General features: G+C 69.1%; 14 protein-coding genes. All 14 read right to left on the bottom strand.

Annotated elements, in window-relative coordinates; all coding sequences use genetic code 11:
* Nucleotides 1-38: 38 nt before the first annotated feature.
* The 14 genes from ppc to HUN08_RS08910 all read right to left on the bottom strand — a co-directional run bounded on the left by ppc (nt 39) and on the right by HUN08_RS08910 (nt 15292).
* Nucleotides 39-2888, bottom strand: a complete 2850-nt coding sequence (ppc, locus tag HUN08_RS08975; protein ID WP_124246383.1) for a phosphoenolpyruvate carboxylase — start codon at nt 2886-2888, stop codon at nt 39-41.
* A gap of 57 nt (nt 2889-2945) precedes the next feature.
* Complete coding sequence (gene secG, locus HUN08_RS08970) at nt 2946-3182, bottom strand: preprotein translocase subunit SecG (RefSeq protein WP_124246382.1); 237 nt, start codon at nt 3180-3182, stop codon at nt 2946-2948.
* Between the two features lie 77 nt (nt 3183-3259).
* Nucleotides 3260-4051 carry a triose-phosphate isomerase gene (tpiA, locus tag HUN08_RS08965; RefSeq protein WP_124246381.1) on the bottom strand — a complete coding sequence of 264 codons (792 nt, stop codon included), beginning with the start codon at nt 4049-4051 and terminating at the stop codon, nt 3260-3262.
* Complete coding sequence (pgk, locus tag HUN08_RS08960; protein ID WP_124246380.1) at nt 4041-5267, bottom strand: phosphoglycerate kinase; 1227 nt, start codon at nt 5265-5267, stop codon at nt 4041-4043. Before pgk ends, tpiA begins: the two co-directional genes overlap by 11 nt.
* Before the next feature lie 34 nt (nt 5268-5301).
* Nucleotides 5302-6321 (bottom strand): type I glyceraldehyde-3-phosphate dehydrogenase, encoded by a 1020-nt coding sequence (gene gap, locus HUN08_RS08955; protein ID WP_124246379.1) that lies wholly within the window; start codon nt 6319-6321, stop codon nt 5302-5304.
* Nucleotides 6322-6438: 117 nt separating this feature from the next.
* On the bottom strand, nt 6439-7416 hold the full coding sequence (gene whiA / locus HUN08_RS08950) for a DNA-binding protein WhiA (RefSeq protein ID WP_174900981.1): 978 nt from the start codon (nt 7414-7416) through the stop codon (nt 6439-6441).
* Between the two features lie 46 nt (nt 7417-7462).
* Nucleotides 7463-8518 carry a uridine diphosphate-N-acetylglucosamine-binding protein YvcK gene (yvcK, locus tag HUN08_RS08945; protein ID WP_124246377.1) on the bottom strand — a complete coding sequence of 352 codons (1056 nt, stop codon included), beginning with the start codon at nt 8516-8518 and terminating at the stop codon, nt 7463-7465.
* A complete protein-coding gene (rapZ, locus tag HUN08_RS08940; RefSeq protein WP_124246376.1) occupies nt 8515-9399 on the bottom strand; it encodes an RNase adapter RapZ in 885 nt (294 codons plus the stop codon). The genes yvcK and rapZ overlap by 4 nt, the downstream gene beginning before the upstream one ends.
* Nucleotides 9392-11344 (bottom strand): excinuclease ABC subunit UvrC, encoded by a 1953-nt coding sequence (gene uvrC, locus HUN08_RS08935; protein ID WP_124246628.1) that lies wholly within the window; start codon nt 11342-11344, stop codon nt 9392-9394. Before uvrC ends, rapZ begins: the two co-directional genes overlap by 8 nt.
* Before the next feature lie 268 nt (nt 11345-11612).
* Nucleotides 11613-12125: a hypothetical protein gene (locus HUN08_RS08930; protein ID WP_124246375.1), complete on the bottom strand. Its 513-nt coding sequence runs from the start codon at nt 12123-12125 to the stop codon at nt 11613-11615.
* Between the two features lie 254 nt (nt 12126-12379).
* Entirely contained in the window at nt 12380-12901 is a 522-nt protein-coding gene (locus HUN08_RS08925; RefSeq protein ID WP_124246374.1) for a PH domain-containing protein, read from the bottom strand.
* Entirely contained in the window at nt 12898-13368 is a 471-nt protein-coding gene (gene ribH, locus HUN08_RS08920) for a 6,7-dimethyl-8-ribityllumazine synthase (RefSeq protein WP_124246373.1), read from the bottom strand. The genes HUN08_RS08925 and ribH overlap by 4 nt, the downstream gene beginning before the upstream one ends.
* Nucleotides 13365-14669, bottom strand: a complete 1305-nt coding sequence (locus HUN08_RS08915; protein ID WP_124246372.1) for a bifunctional 3,4-dihydroxy-2-butanone-4-phosphate synthase/GTP cyclohydrolase II — start codon at nt 14667-14669, stop codon at nt 13365-13367. The genes ribH and HUN08_RS08915 overlap by 4 nt, the downstream gene beginning before the upstream one ends.
* A complete protein-coding gene (locus HUN08_RS08910) occupies nt 14666-15292 on the bottom strand; it encodes a riboflavin synthase (protein WP_124246371.1) in 627 nt (208 codons plus the stop codon). Before HUN08_RS08910 ends, HUN08_RS08915 begins: the two co-directional genes overlap by 4 nt.
* Nucleotides 15293-15325 lie beyond the last annotated feature (33 nt).

Here is a 15325-nt window from a genome sequence, read left to right as displayed (position 1 = left end):
CCTAACCGGCCGTCGGAAGCCGAGACCGATCCGGATACCTAGCCACTGTTGCGCAGCGCGGTGGCCAGTCCGTTCATCGTGATCAGGATGCCCCGGCGGACCTCGCGGCTGTCGTCTCCGGCGCGGTAGCGGCGCAGGAGTTCGACCTGCAGCAGGTTCAGCGGCTCCAGGTAGGGGAAGCGGTTGTAGACCGAGCGCTTGAGCGCCGGGTTGTCGGCGAGGAGGTCGTCGGAGTCCGTGATCAGGGCGTGCATGGCGATCGTCAACTCGTGCTCGGCGACGATCCGGCCGAAGACGCGGTCGCGCAGCGCCGCGTCGGGCACCAGCTGGGAGTACCGGTGCGCGACACCCATATCGGACTTGGCGAGCACCTGCGCCATATTCGACATGACACTGGCGAAGAAGGGCCAGCGCCGGTTGTAGTCGCGCAGCGTCTCGAGCCGCCCGGCCGATCCGTCGTCGTCGCCGATCCACTCGGCGAAGGCGGTGCCCGTCCCGTACCAGCCGGGCAGCATGACGCGCGACTGGCTCCACGACAGCACCCACGGGATGGCCCGCAGGTCGGAGATCTGCTTGGTCTGCTTACGCGACGCCGGACGGCTGCCGATGTTGAGTTCCCCGATCTCCGAGAGCGGCGTCGACGTGGTGAAGTATTCGACGAATCCGTTGGTCCGGTGGACCAGGTCGCCGTAGGCGGTGCGGGCACGCGCGGCGAGGTCGTCGAGAATCGAGTAGGCGCGCTCGGAGTCGTCGCCGAGCCCCTCCACGTCGAGCAGCGACGACTCGATGGTGGCGGCGAGGATGGTCTCGAGGTTGCGGTGGGCCGAAACCGGCTCGGCATACTTCGCCGCGATGATCTCGCCCTGCTCGGTGATCCGCAGCGAGCCCTGCACCGCCCCGGGAGGTTGGGCGAGGATGGCCTCGTAGCTGGGCCCGCCGCCGCGGCCGACCGTCCCGCCGCGGCCGTGGAACAGCCGCAGCCGGACACCGGCGCGCTTCGCCGCCTCGACCAGGTCGAGTTCGCCGCGGTACAACGCCCAGTTCGCCGCCAGGTATCCGCCGTCCTTGTTCGAGTCGGAGTAGCCGAGCATGACCTCCTGCATGTTCTGCTGGCCCTCGACGACCTGGCGGTACAGCGGCACGTCCAGCGCCGCCAGGATCGTCGCGGCTCCCTGTTGCAGGTCCTCGATGGTCTCGAACAACGGGACGACGCGCAGCGCGCTCCGGGCGCCCTCCCCGCCGCCGGCGTCGTAGAGACCGGCCTCCTTCAGCAGGATCAGCGCCTCGAGCATGTCGCTGACCGAGGTACACATGCTGATCACGTAGTTGGGCACGGACTCGGGTCCGAAGGTCTCGATCGCGGTCGCCGCGGCCCGGACGATCGTCAACTCCTTGACGGCGAGTTCGCTGAGCTCGGCCTCCGGCCCGGTCAACGGCCGCCGGGACCGCAGTTCCCGCGTCAGGACGGCGACACGGTCCTCCTCCGCCAGTGAGAGATAGTCCTCGTGCACACCCGCCCAGGCCAACAGTTCGGCGACGACCGTCTCGTGCATCTCGGAGTTCTGCCGCATATCCAGACCGGACAGGTTGAACCCGAATACCCGGACGCCTTCCCGCAGGCGCAGCAGCCGGTCGTCGGCGATGTCGTCGTCGGCGTTCGCGCGCAGGGCCGCGTCGATGACGTCGAGGTCGGTGCGCAACGACTCCTTGCCGTCGTAGGGGGCGCGATCGCTCTCGATCAGATGCGGCAGGGAGGCCGCCGACGGTCCGAGACGGGCCAACGCCGTCGTCGACAGCCGCTCGCGGATCACCTGCAGCGCGGCGCGGAACGGCTCGTCGGCCGAAGCCCCCGCCGCCGTTGCGGCGAGATCGGCCAGACCGGAGGGAACGGTGATCAGCCGTTCGGACATGCTGAGCTCCTGTGCGAGCGCGGTGCACTCGGCGAGGTGGTGCGCGAAGGCCATCCGGGCGGCCGACGAGGTGGCCGTCGCGACCACGTCACCGGTGACGAACGGGTTCCCGTCGCGGTCGCCGCCGATCCATGATCCCATCCGGATGAGCGGGGCATTCTCCAGCCCGGCGTCGGGATAGGCGGCGCACAGGGCGCCGCGGGTCTCGTTGTTGATCCGCGGCACGACGTCGAAGAAGGTGGCGTCGTAATACCGCAAGCCGGCGGCGATCTCGTCGAGGATGCTCAGGCGGTCGAGGCGGATCAGCGCGGTCTGCCACATCGTGAGGATCTGGCGTCGGATGGCGGCCAGGGCCGCCTCCTCCTCTGCCGGGGTCAGCTCGGTGCGGCGGCGCAGGCGCATCAACTCGGTGATCCGGTTCTGGGCGTCGAAGATCGTGCGCCGCCGGGTCTCGGTGGGGTGGGCGGTGATGACCGGCACCACCGTCGCGTCGGAGAGTTCAGCGGAGACGCGTTCGCTGGTCAGCCCGGCCGCCGCGAGCTTCGCATAGGTCGCCGCCAGGCTGCTGTTCTGCGGTTTGTCACCGGCACGCAGGTGGATCGAACGCCGCCGCTCCCGGTGGATGTCCTCGGCGAGATTGGCCAGCAGCGCGAAGAGTGAGAACGCCCGCGCGACGGGCAGGAGTTCGGCGGCCGGCTGGTCGGTGTAGCGGCCGGCGAGGGCATCCCGGTCGAGCGCATCCTCCCGGATGTCGAAGGCGGCCTGCCGCGATCCCTCGACCAGGTTGAACGTCGCGGCACCGGAATGCTCGCGGATGACGTCGCCGAGCATCCCGCCGAGCAGGCGGATGTCCTCGCGGAGGGGTTCGGTCAATGCGCGATCGGTCTTGTCCACCTCGAGGTGGCTGACGATGGTGCCCGCCGGGCGCCATTGCGCAGAGGAAACGGGTACGGCCGGATCAGGATCTGCATCACCCATGGGTCGAGTATTCCCCACCGGTGGCGCCCCGGCGACCCGGGGGCGATCAGATCACAATCAGTGCGAAAGCTTGATCTGCAATTCCATGCCGACGATCAGGACGACCCACAGGAATCCGACGATGATGGTCATGCGGTCGAGGTTGCGCTCCACCACGCTCGAACCCGACAGGCTCGACTGCACGCCGCCGCCGAACAGCGACGAGAGTCCGCCACCCTTGCCGCGGTGCAGCAGGACCAGCACCACCAACAGCAAGCTGGTGACGGCGATTCCGATCTGAAGGGCGAGTTTCACTGGAGCGGGTCCTTGCTTCTACTTGGGTCCAATCGGCGCGACGGCCACCGAAGAGTGTACGCGACTCGGGGCCGGGACTACGGGAGCGGGCCGCCCGCGGCGATGGCGGAGAGGGTCGCGAACTCGTCGGCCTTCAGCGAGGCGCCGCCGACGAGCGCGCCGTCGACGTCGGGCTGCGCGATCAGATCGGCGATGTTCTTCGCGTTGACCGAGCCGCCGTAGAGGATGCGGATCTTCTCGGCAGTCGCGTCGTCGGCCAGCTCGGCGACGGTGGCGCGGACCGCGGCGCAGACTTCCTGCGCATCGTCGGCGCTGGCGACGCGGCCGGTGCCGATGGCCCACACGGGCTCGTAGGCGATGACCGTCTTGGCGATCTCCGCGGCGCTCAGACCGGCCAGGGAGCCCTTGAGCTGCGCGGTGTTGAACGCGATGTGGTCGCCGGCCTCGCGCACCTCGAGCCCCTCGCCGATGCAGACGATCGGGGTCAACTCGTGGCGCAGCGCGGCCTTGGTCTTCGCCAGGACGACCTCGTCGGTCTCCTGGTGGTAGGTACGGCGCTCGGAGTGGCCGACGACGACGAAGGTGCAGTCCAGCTTGGCCAGGAAGGCGCCGCTGATCTCACCGGTGTACGCACCGGAATCGTGTTCGGACAGGTCCTGTGCACCGTAGGTGAGCAGCAGCTTGTCGCCGTCGACGATCGTCTGCACGCTGCGGATGTCGGTGAACGGCGGGATCACCGTCACGTCGACCTTCTCGTAGTACTTGTTCGGCAGCCGGAAATCGATGTTCTGCACCAGGGCGATCGCCTCGAGGTGCGTCATGTTCATCTTCCAGTTGCCGGCGATGAGCGGCTTGCGGCTAGACGCCATTGGCTTCTCCCAACACGGTCAGTCCCGGCAATTCCTTGCCCTCGAGATACTCCAACGATGCGCCGCCGCCGGTCGAGATATGCGAGAAATCGCTGTCCGGGATGCCCAGTGCGCGGACCGCGGCAGCCGAGTCGCCGCCGCCGACGACGGTGAACGCGCCGTCCTTCGTCGTGGCCGCGATCGCCTCCGCGACCCCCTTGGTGCCGGCGGCGAACTTCTCGAACTCGAAGACGCCCGACGGGCCGTTCCAGAAGATCGTCTTGGCACCAGAGAGGACCGCGGCGAACCGCTTGACCGACTCCGGCCCGATGTCGAGCCCCATCCAGCCGTCGGGGATCTGGTCGGCCGCCACCGTCTTCGAATCCGCATCCGCGGCGAACTTGTCGGCGACGACGACGTCGACGGGCAGGCGGATGACGTCGGCGAAGCGGTCGAGCAGATCCTTGCAGACGTCGATCTGGTCCTCTTGCAGCAGCGACGTCCCGACCCCGTAGCCCTGGGCCGCGAGGAAGGTGAATGCCATCCCGCCGCCGATGACCAGGGTGTCGACCTTCGGCGCCAGCGCCTCGATGACGCCCAGCTTGTCGGACACCTTCGAGCCGCCGAGCACCACCGCGTACGGCCGCGCCGGGTCCTCGGTCAGGCGCGAGAGCACCTGCACCTCGGTGTGGACCAGGTCGCCCGCGTAGTGCGGCAGCAGCTTCGCGACGTCGTAGACCGACGCCTGCTTGCGATGCACGACGCCGAAGCCGTCGGAGACGAACGCACCGTCGGTGCCGGTGAGTTCGACGAGCGCCTTCGCGAGCGACTCCCGCTCGGCGTCGTCCTTGCTGGTCTCCCGCGGATCGAACCGGATGTTCTCCAGCAGGAGGACGTCGCCGTCGGTCAGCCCCTCGGCCCGGGCGAGCGCATCCGTGCCCACCACGTCGGAGGCGAGCTGCACGTTGCGGCCCAACTCCTCGCCCAACCGCGCGGCCACCGGTGCCAACGAGAGCTTCGGATCCGGCTCCCCCTTGGGCCGGCCCAGGTGGGCGGTGACGATGACGCCCGCGCCCGCCTCGGCGAGCTTGCGGATCGTCGGCGCCGACGCCACGATCCGGCCCGGATCGGTGATGTTTCCGTTGTCGTCGAGCGGGACGTTGAGGTCCGAGCGCACCAGAACGATGCGCCCGGCGACCCCGGTCTCCAACAGGTCGGCGAGAGAGGGCACGGCCATGCGAGGACTCCTTGGGAAGTCGAGTCGGAAGCGGTTAGAGCGACTTGGCGACGAGGCCGATCAGGTCGACCAGGCGGTTCGAGTAGCCCCACTCGTTGTCGTACCAGGAGACGACCTTCGCCTGGTCGTCGATGACCTTGGTCAGACCGGCGTCGAACAGCGAGCTGTGCGGGTCGGTGACGATGTCGCTGGAGACGATCGGCGCGTCGTAGTACTTCAGGATGCCCTTGAGCGGGCCCTCGGCGGCGGCCTTCATCGCGGCGTTGATCTCCTCGACGGTGGCCGACTTCGCCAGGTTCGCGGTGAGGTCGGTGACCGAGCCGGTCGGGATCGGCACCCGCAGCGCGTAGCCGTCGAGCTTGCCCTTCAGCTCCGGCAGCACCAGGCCGATGGCCTTGGCGGCACCGGTCGAGGTCGGGACGACGTTGATCGCGGCGGCACGCGCGCGGCGCAGGTCCTTGTGCGGGCCGTCCTGCAGGTTCTGGTCCTGCGTGTAGGCATGAACGGTGGTCATCAGGCCCTTGACGATGCCGAACTCGTCGTTGAGGACCTTGGCCATCGGGCCGAGGCAGTTCGTGGTGCACGAGGCGTTGGAGATGATGTTCTGGCTGCCGTCGTACTTGTCGTCGTTGACGCCCATGACGATGGTGATGTCCTCGTCGGAGGCCGGCGCGGAGATGATGACCTTCTTGGCACCGGCGTCGAGGTGGCCCTGGGCCTTGTCGCGCGCGGTGAAGATGCCGGTGGACTCGACGACGACGTCGACGCCGAGGTCGCCCCACGGAATGGCCGCCGGGCCCTCCTTGACCTCCAGGGCCTTGATCTTCTTGTCGCCGACGACGATGGTGTCGTCGCCCTCGAGCCGCACATCCTCGGGAAGGCGGCCCAGGATCGAGTCGAACTTCAGCAGGTGTGCCAGCGTGGCGTTGTCGGTCAGGTCGTTGACGGCGACGATCTCGATGTCGGTCGTGCCGAGCGCCTTCTGGGCCTCCACGGCGCGGAAGAAGTTGCGGCCGATTCGGCCGAATCCGTTGACGCCTACGCGAACAGTCACGTGCTTTCTCCTATATGGGATCGGCACGCGCGGACAAACCCGTCGCGTGCCCTGGTTGGACCGGAGTGGATGTGACTTACAGCCTAGTCGGTGCGGTCGGGCCGGGCAGCACGGGCCTCACGCCTCGTCGAGGAGCTCCGAGGTGACGACGGACTCGGTGTCCGGGATGCCGTCGGCGCGCGCCTTCTTGTCGGCCATCGAGAGCAGGCGGCGGATCCGTCCGGCGACCGCGTCCTTGGTCATCGGTGGGTCGGCGAGTTTTCCGAGTTCCTCCAGCGACGCCTGCCGGTGGGTGACGCGCAGCTGTCCCGCGGTGATCAGGTGATCGGGCACCTCGTCGCCGAGGATCTCCAACGCCCGCTCGACGCGGGCGGCCGCGGCGACCGCGGCCCGGGCGGAGCGGCGCAGGTTCGCGTCGTCGAAGTTGGCGAGGCGGTTGGCGGTGGCGCGGACCTCGCGCCGCATGCGTCGCTCCTCCCACTCCAGGCGGGTGTCCTGCGCGCCCATCCTCGTCAGCAGCGCGCCGATGGCCTCACCGTCGCGGATGACCACGCGGTCGCCGCCGCGCACCTCGCGCGCCTTGGCCGCGACGCCGAGCCGGCGGGCGGCCCCGACCAGCGCGAGGGCCGCCTCCGGCCCCGGGCAGCTGACTTCCAGGGCCGAGGAGCGGCCCGGTTCGGTGAGCGAGCCGTGGGCGAGGAAGGCGCCGCGCCAGGCGGCCTCGGCGTCGGCGACGCTGCCGCCGACGACCATCGCGGGCAGACCACGGACCGGGCGGCCCCGCAGGTCGAGCAAGCCGGTGCGGCGCGCCAGGGCTTCGCCGTCCTTTACCACCCGAACGATGTAGCGGGAACCCTTGCGGAGGCCGCCGCTGCGCAGCACGTGCACGTCGGACGGATAGCCGTACAGGTCGTGGATCTCGCGGCGCAGACGGCGGGCGACATTGCCCGTGTCGACCTCGGCCTCGACGACGACCGAGCCGCTGACGATGTGCAGCCCCCCGGCGAAGCGCAGCAGCGCAGAAACCTCGGCACGACGGCAACTCACCTGGGTGACGTTGAGTCGGCTGAGTTCGTCCTTGACGGCGGCTGTCATCGCCACTGCTGATGATCCTCCACTCACGACATTTCCCTCGCGCCCACTATGCCAATTCCCGTCGGGGCGGGCGAGCCCCCGACGGATGTGCATCCGACTCGATCAATCGCTCCACCACGTCCGCGACCCGCCTCGGATCGTGGACGTGCTTGCCGGGAACAGCGATGTCCCCGACGTGTAGTTCCGCGCCGAACAGTGCCGCCGCGCGAACCAGGTGGTCCCGCTCGCGCCCGGCCGGAGCCGAGTGCTCGTCGACGATCACGTCGTCGATGCGCAGCCGGTCGGCGTGCGCGTGCAGCACGTGGAGGTGCCGCTCGACGGAGAATCCGGGCGTCTCCCCCGGTTCCGGAGCGAGATTGACTATCAGCATCCTACGGGCCGACGTCGAAATCAGCGCGTCGAGCTGATCGGGCACCAGGACATGCGGGATCACGCTGGAGAACCACGACCCCGGGCCCAGCACGACGAGATCGGCGGCGGCAATCGCCTCGCAGGCCTGTGCGCTGGCCGGGGGCGCCTCGGGCAGGAGCCGTACGCGGCGGACCTTGCCCGGAGTAGTCGCGACGGCCACCTGGCCGCGGATCGACCGGCTCAGTCGCGGATCGGACTCCAGACCGGTCACGTCAGCCTCGATGGTCAACGGCTCGGTCGACATCGGCAGCACGGTGCCGGTGATGTCGAACAGCTCGCCGAACTTGGTCAGCGCGGCTTCCGGGTCGCCGAGCATCTCGATGAGGCCGAGCAGGAACAGGTTGCCGATCGGGTGCCCGGCCAGCGCCCCGTGCCCGCCGAAGCGGTGCTGGAGCAGATCGCCCCACAGCTTCGCGTCGTCGGCGCGGTGCCCGCCGGTGGCGGCGTCTGCCGCCGCGCGATCGGCCAGCGCCGCGGGGGCGACGAGCAGTGCGGCCAGCGCCATCCGCAGGTCACCGGGCGGGATGACGTCGAGCTCGCTGCGCAGCCGCCCGGAGGAGCCGCCGTCGTCGGCCACGGTGACCACGGCGGTCAGGTCCGGCGACAGGTAGCGCATCGCGGTGAGCGTCGCGTACAGCCCGTGCCCGCCGCCGAGGGCGACGATGCCCGGGTGCGATGCCGCCGCGGTCATTCGCGCCCCAGATCGCGGTGCATCACCCGGATCTCGAACCGGGGGCCGTCGTCTCCCTGGCTCAGGGCGAGCCGTCGCCCCAGTTCCTCGGCCATCGCGACGCTGCGATGCTTGCCGCCGGTGCAGCCGATCCCCACGCTCATGTACCGCTTGCCCTCGCGCAGGTAGCCGTCGGCCACCAGGCGGATGATGTCGACGTAGAGCCGGGCGAACTCGTCGGCCCCCTCCTGCCCCAGCACGTAGTCGCTGACCGACGCCTCGGTGCCGTTGTGCTCGCGCAGGGCGGGGATCCAATGCGGGTTGGGTAGAAACCGGACGTCGGTCACCAGGTCGGAGTCGATGGGCAGGCCGTATTTGAAGCCGAAGGATTGGATCGACACGGACAGGCTCGAACTGCGCTCGGTGTCGGCGGCGGCGTTCGCCAGCGTCTCGCGCAGCTTGGCCACCGGCAGCGACGACGTGTCGATGACCAGGTCGGACTGCTCCTTCACACTGGCCAGCAGTGCCCGTTCCCGACCGATCGCCTCGATCAGGGTGTCGTCGGTCTGCAACGGGTGCCGCCGCCGGACCTGCTCGAAACGCCGCACCAGCACCTCGTCGCTGGCGTCGAGGAAGACCTGCCAGACCGTCGCGCCCGACGCCTCCAGATCGGCGCGCAGCGCGGTGAGTTCTGGGCCGAGGTGGTCGTCGGTCCCCCGCACCACCATGGCCAGCCGGGACGTCTGGTCGCCGCCGGTGCGCGCCAACTCCACGAGCTTGCCGATCAACGAGACGGGGACGTTGTCGGCGACGTACCAACCCTCGTCCTCGAAGACGTCTGCCGCCGCGGACCGACCGGCGCCGGACATCCCCGCGATGAACGCCACGGTGATTTCAGTCATTGTTCTCCTGTTTACCGACTGCAAGAGCCTCGTGAACCGTCTTTGCCGTTGTTGGACCGATTCCGGGGACAGCGGCGATCTCGTCGACGCTGGCGGCGCGGAGGTTGGCCACCGAGCCGAATGCCGTCACCAGTGCGGTGCGCCGCGTCGGCCCCAGGCCCGGTACCGCGTCGAGTGCCGAGGTCGTCATCCGTTTGCTGCGCTTGCTGCGGTGGAAGGTGATGGCGAAGCGGTGTGCCTCGTCGCGGACGCGTTGGAGCAGGAACAGCCCCTCGCTGGTGCGCGGCATGATGATCGGCTCGTCGTCGCCGGGGGCCCAGATCTCCTCCATCCGCTTCGCCAATCCGACGACGGTCACGTCGGTGATCCCCAACTCCTCGAGCACCGCGGCCGCGGCATGGGTCTGCGGTGCGCCGCCGTCGACGACGACGAGGTTGGGCGGATAGGCGAAGCGCCGCGGCTTGCCGGTCTGCGGGTCGATCGCCTCGCTCGGCTCGGCGTCGGCGCGGTGGCGCAGGAATCGCCGCCGGGTCACCTCGGCGATGGAGGCGACGTCGTCGGAGCGCCCGTCGCCGGCCGCTTCCTTGATCGAATAGTGCCGGTAGTCGGATTTGCGCGGCAGGCCGTCCTCGAAGACCACCAGCGACGCCACGACGTCGGTGCCCTGCACATGCGAGATGTCGATGCACTCGATCCGCAGCGGCGCCGAGTCCATCCCGAGGTATTCCTGGATCTCGGTGAGCGCGGCCGACCGCGACGTCAGGTCGCCGGCGCGCCGCAGCTTGTGCTGCGCCAGAGCCTCCGAGGCGTTGCGTTCGACGGTCTCCATCAGGTCGCGTTTGTCGCCGCGCTGCGGTACGCGCAGGTTGACGCGCGAACCGCGCAGGTCCGAGAGCCACGTCGCGAGTTCGTCGGCGTCGTCGGGCAGCTCGGGGACCAGCACCTCGCGCGGTACCGACTCCCCCATCTCGCGGCTGGCCGACATCGTCACGGTGGCGTCCTGGTCGACCTGGGCGCCGTAGAACTGGGTGAGGAACTGCTCGACCTGCGCACCCAGGGTGTCGTCGTCGGGCCGCTCCACCACCCAACCGCGCTGCCCGCGCACCCGGCCGTCGCGGACCTGGAAGACCTGCACGGAGGTCTCCAACTCGTCGCCGACCATCGCCACGACATCCGCGTCGGTGCCGTCGCCGAGGACGACCGTCTGCTTCTCCATCGCACGGCGCAGGGCCGTCGCGTCGTCGCGCAGCCGGGCCGCCTTCTCGAAGTCGAGGTCGTCGGCGGCGACCCGCATGCGCCGCTCCACGTCGGCGATCATCCGGTCGGTCCGTCCGGCGAGGAAGTCGCAGAAGTCGTCGACGATCTCGCGGTGCTCCTCGGCGGTGACCCGCCCGATGCACGGGGCCGAGCACTTGTCGATATAGCCGAGCAGGCAGGGGCGCCCGATCTGGTTGTGCCGCTTGAACACGCCCGCTGAGCAGGTGCGCGCGGGAAACACCCTGGTCAACAGGTCGAGGGTTTCCCGAATCGCCCAGGCGTGGGAGTACGGGCCGAAGTAGCGCACCCCCTTGCGGCGCGGTCCCCGGTACACGAACAGGCGGGGATACTCCTCGTTCAACGTGACCGCGAGCATCGGATAGGTCTTGTCGTCGCGGTAGCGGACGTTGAACCGCGGGTCGAACTCTTTGATCCAGTTGTACTCGAGTTGGAGGGCCTCGACCTCGGTGGTGACGACGGTCCATTCGACCGACGCCGCGGTGGTCACCATCTGGTAGGTGCGCGCGTGCAACGTCGTGAGGTCGGCGAAGTAGGAGGTCAGCCGCGACCGCAGGTTCTTCGCCTTGCCGACGTAGACGACCCGCCCGTGTTGATCCCGGAACTTGTAGACCCCCGGCTCGGTGGGGATGGACCCGGGCGAAGGCCGGTAGGTGGACGGATCGGGCACGAGTCCCAGATTAGTCCGCCCGTCGGACAGTGCCTTACCGGACGAGGCCTGCTGTGCCGAGATCTGCTGCGCCATAACGACAGCAGACCTCGGCACAGTCGGCAGGAGCGTGTTGTCCACAGTTCCGCGTCGTACACAGGGTCGCGGCCGCGAGGTCGAGTCTCCGGGCTGAAACGACGGCGCTGCGGGAAAGCTGTGCCGATGGAGTCGCGCACAACCGGTGGAGGCACTGGGCTCGATCATTTGCTGTTCAGCCAGGACGAGGTGGTCACACGTCGCCAGGCCCTGGACTGCGGGATGTCGCGCCCATCGGTGCGATGAGCCCGGCGAGGCTCAAGGTTTCGCTCCTAATCGCAGCGGTGTCGTCGTCCATCGGTACGCCAACCTCGCAAGTAGAGTCGCGCCGCACCGGCGGCCACCACACGTGCGGATTGAACACGCCGTCCTCGATGTCGCGGCCGAGGCCAAATCCGAGCTGGCGGCGATCGCGGTCGTCGCCGACGCCGTGCGCGAGCGGGTCACGACACCCGGACGTCTCGAGAATGCCTTGGCATCGCGGCAACGGTTCCGACGGAGAGAGCTGGTCCACGGACTGCTGCAAGATCTCCGCGAAGGGACCTGCTCGGTCCTCGAACATCGCTACCTCGTCGACGTCGAGCGTCCCCATGGACTCCCCCGTGCGAGACGACAGGCGCCCACCGAGGTCGGGCGGCGCGGCTTCCGCGATGTGCTGTACGACGAGATCGGGTTGGTCGTCGAGTTGGATGGGCGGGTCGGCCACGACGACGCCCGGTCCCGAGATGCCGACCTCGAACGCGATCTCGACGCAGCCGTCTACGCACGCCTCGAATCGCTGCGCCTCGGGTGGGGCCAGGTTGTCACACGACCTTGCCTCACCGCGGAGAAGGTCGCGGCGATGCTGACGAATCGTGGGTGGACCGGGACGTTTGTCCGCTGCCCGAAGTGCGCTACGCGGAGATCTGCTGCTCTATAGCAACAGTGGACCTCGGCGCAGAGCGATTTCCCGCGGCCACCTCAGGCGTCGTCGACCCGGGCCGACGTATAGCGCTGCTGCAGGTCGCGGAAGGACTCCATCGCGGCGACCGCGGCTTCGCCGTCAGCGCTGCGCACGGCCAGGACGGGGATGTGCTCGTCCATCGGGAACTCCAGCCACGCCGACCATCCCTTCTCCGGATAGGAGATGCCGACGATCTCGTCCCAGTCGAAGAAGCGCTCGCCGATCAGGTTGCGGACCCCGACCCCGCGTGATCCGACGCGCAGCCGCGGCCTCGTCAGCAGAAGGATGGCACCGGCCTCCAGCACACCGATGAGAAGGATGGACCACTGGTCGGTGTCGCCGATGTTGCGCACGCCGTTGTCGCCGAAGTTGAACACGTGTCCGAAGAGCGCGAAGTTCGCCTTGTTCAGCAGGTAGCCGAAAGTGGCGTGGATGGCCACGACGACAACCGCGGCCACGCAACTCCAGATGATCAACCGCCGCGGCCGGTAGACCAGGTCCCACTGCGACCGCTCGTCGTCGGCGACGGCCTCGCTCATGACAGCGACCGCAGGATGAGCGCCGACGCCAGCGCCGCGTTCACGGCCTGGGCGCCCTTGTCCTCGGTGGAGTCCGGCAGCCCGGCCCGGGCCAGTGCCTGCGCCTCGTTCTCGACGGTGAGCACGCCGTTGCCGACCGGCGTGGACTCGTCGAGCGAGACCCGCGTCAGTCCTGCCGTCACCGCGTCGCACACGTAGTCGAAGTGCGGGGTCTCCCCGCGGATCACGACGCCGAGCGCGACGACGGCGTCATGGGTGCGCGCCAAAGCCTGCACGATGACCGGCAGTTCGATCGCGCCCGCGACGCGGATGATCGTCTCGTCGGCGACCCCGGCGGCGGCAGCTGCTCCGGTAGCCCCGTTGAGGAGTGCGGTGCAGATCTCCTCGTGCCATTGCGACGCGACGATGGCCAGCTTCACCCCGTCGGCGCGCGCCAAGTCCAGTGTCGGTTCCCCGAGCCCGCTCATGCCCCGTCGCCTCCCTCGGCCGCGCCGGACAACTCGTCCGGCAGTTCCAGTTCGTATTCGTCCAGGCCCTCCAAATCGTGGCCCATCCGGTCGCGTTTGGTGCGCAGGTACCGAAGATTCTCCTTGTTCGCCCGCACCGGCATGGGCACCCGTTCGGTGATCGCCAGCCCGTAGCCGTCCAGCCCGACCCGCTTGGCCGGGTTGTTCGTCAGCAGGCGCATGGAGCGCACCCCCAGGTCGACGAGGATTTGCGCGCCGATCCCGTAGTCGCGCGAGTCGGCGGGCAGGCCGAGGGAAAGGTTGGCGTCAACGGTGTCGGCACCGGCGTCCTGCAGTTGGTACGCCTGGAGCTTGTGCAGCAGTCCGATGCCGCGCCCCTCGTGGCCGCGCATGTACAGGACGATGCCGCGGCCCTCGTCGGCGACCATCCGCATCGCCGCGTCCAGCTGCGGACCGCAGTCGCAGCGCAGCGAGCCGAAGACGTCGCCGGTCAGGCATTCCGAGTGCACGCGGACCAGGACGTCGTCGCCGTGGTCGGCACCGATGTCCCCCAGCACCAGGGCGACGTGCTCGACGTCGTCGAAGTCTGAGTTGTAACCGACCGCGCGGAAGGTGCCGTACTCGGTGGGGATGCGGGCATCGGCGACGCGGGTGACGTGCTTCTCGTGCCGACGGCGCCATGCGATCAGATCGGCGATGGAGATCATCGCCAGGCCGTGGTCGTCGGCGAAGACCCGCAGCTCGTCGGCGTGCGCCATCGAGCCCTCGTCCTTCTGGCTGACGATCTCGCAGATCACCCCGGCCGGCGACAACCCGGCGAGTCGGGCCAGGTCGACGGCGGCCTCGGTGTGACCGGGGCGGCGCAGCACGCCGCCCTCCTTGGCCCGCAGCGGCACGACGTGGCCGGGGCGGGTGAAGTCGACGGCCCGGCTGTCCGGCGCGGCGAGCAGCCGCATCGTCGTGGCCCGGTCCGACGCGCTGATCCCGGTGCCGATGCCCTCGCGGGCGTCGACGGTGACCGTGTACGCGGTGCCGTGTTTGTCCTGGTTGGTGGTGTACATCGGCGGCAGGCCCAGCCGGTCGCAGTCCTCGCCGGTGAGCGGCACACACAGGTAGCCCGACGTGTAGCGCACCATGAAGGCGACCAACTCGGGCGTCGCCAACTCCGCGGCGAAGATCAGGTCGCCCTCGTTCTCGCGGTCCTCGTCGTCGACCACGACGACGGCCTTGCCCGCCTTGATGTCCTCGATGGCGCGCTCGACCGTGTCGAATCGGATCGGCTCGCCCCTCTGCTCGCTCACTTCGACTCCTCTTTTCCGCCGGCGGCGACCGTCAGCCTCTCCACGTACTTGGCGATCACGTCGGCCTCCAGGTTCACCGGGTTGCCGACCCGCGCCTGCCCCAGATTGGTGTGCGCCAGCGTCGTCGGGATCAGCGACACCTCGAACCAGCGCTGGCCTTGCTCGCCGCCGACCGCCGCGACGGTGAGCGACACCCCGTCGACGGTGATCGATCCCTTTTCGACGACGTAGCGGCTCAGCTGCTCGGGAAAGGCGATCCAGATGACCGTCCAGTTCTCCGCCGGGCTGATCGCGACGATGGTGCCGACCCCGTCGACGTGGCCCTGCACGATATGGCCGCCGAACCGACCGTCGGCGCGCATCGCGCGTTCCAGGTTGACGGTGGCGCCGACGTCGAGATCGGCAAGCGAACTGCGCTTGAGCGTCTCGGCCATGACGTCGACGGCGAAGGAGCCGTCGTCGGCGAGCTCGGTCACCGTGAGGCAGACGCCGTTGACGGCGATCGAGTCGCCGAAGGACGCGTCGCTCGTCACGGTCGGGCCGCGGACGCTCAGCCGCGCGGCATCGGTCAACTCTGTCTTCGCGGTGATCGTGCCGCACTCTTCGACGATTCCGGTGAACACGTCGTCTCCTCTTCCACTCACCTCGGCCGGGAA

Source organism: Gordonia sp. X0973 (assembly GCF_013348785.1).
Classification (GTDB): domain Bacteria; phylum Actinomycetota; class Actinomycetes; order Mycobacteriales; family Mycobacteriaceae; genus Gordonia.
The sequence above is the reverse complement of the archived record's forward strand: the minus strand, read 5'-3'. Positions and strand labels throughout refer to the sequence as shown.

Bases quoted from the DNA above. Each gene is read 5' to 3' on its own strand.
- whiA (WP_174900981.1), bottom strand. From the start codon at position 7,416: ATGACAGCCGCCGTCAAGGACGAACTCAGCCGACTCAACGTCACCCAG.
- tpiA (WP_124246381.1), bottom strand. From the start codon at position 4,051: ATGGCGTCTAGCCGCAAGCCGCTCATCGCCGGCAACTGGAAGATGAAC.
- yvcK (WP_124246377.1), bottom strand. From the start codon at position 8,518: ATGACCGCGGCGGCATCGCACCCGGGCATCGTCGCCCTCGGCGGCGGG.
- pgk (WP_124246380.1), bottom strand. From the start codon at position 5,267: ATGGCCGTGCCCTCTCTCGCCGACCTGTTGGAGACCGGGGTCGCCGGG.
- ribH (WP_124246373.1), bottom strand. From the start codon at position 13,368: ATGAGCGGGCTCGGGGAACCGACACTGGACTTGGCGCGCGCCGACGGG.
- HUN08_RS08925 (WP_124246374.1), bottom strand. From the start codon at position 12,901: ATGAGCGAGGCCGTCGCCGACGACGAGCGGTCGCAGTGGGACCTGGTC.
- ppc (WP_124246383.1), bottom strand. From the start codon at position 2,888: ATGGGTGATGCAGATCCTGATCCGGCCGTACCCGTTTCCTCTGCGCAA.
- rapZ (WP_124246376.1), bottom strand. From the start codon at position 9,399: ATGACTGAAATCACCGTGGCGTTCATCGCGGGGATGTCCGGCGCCGGT.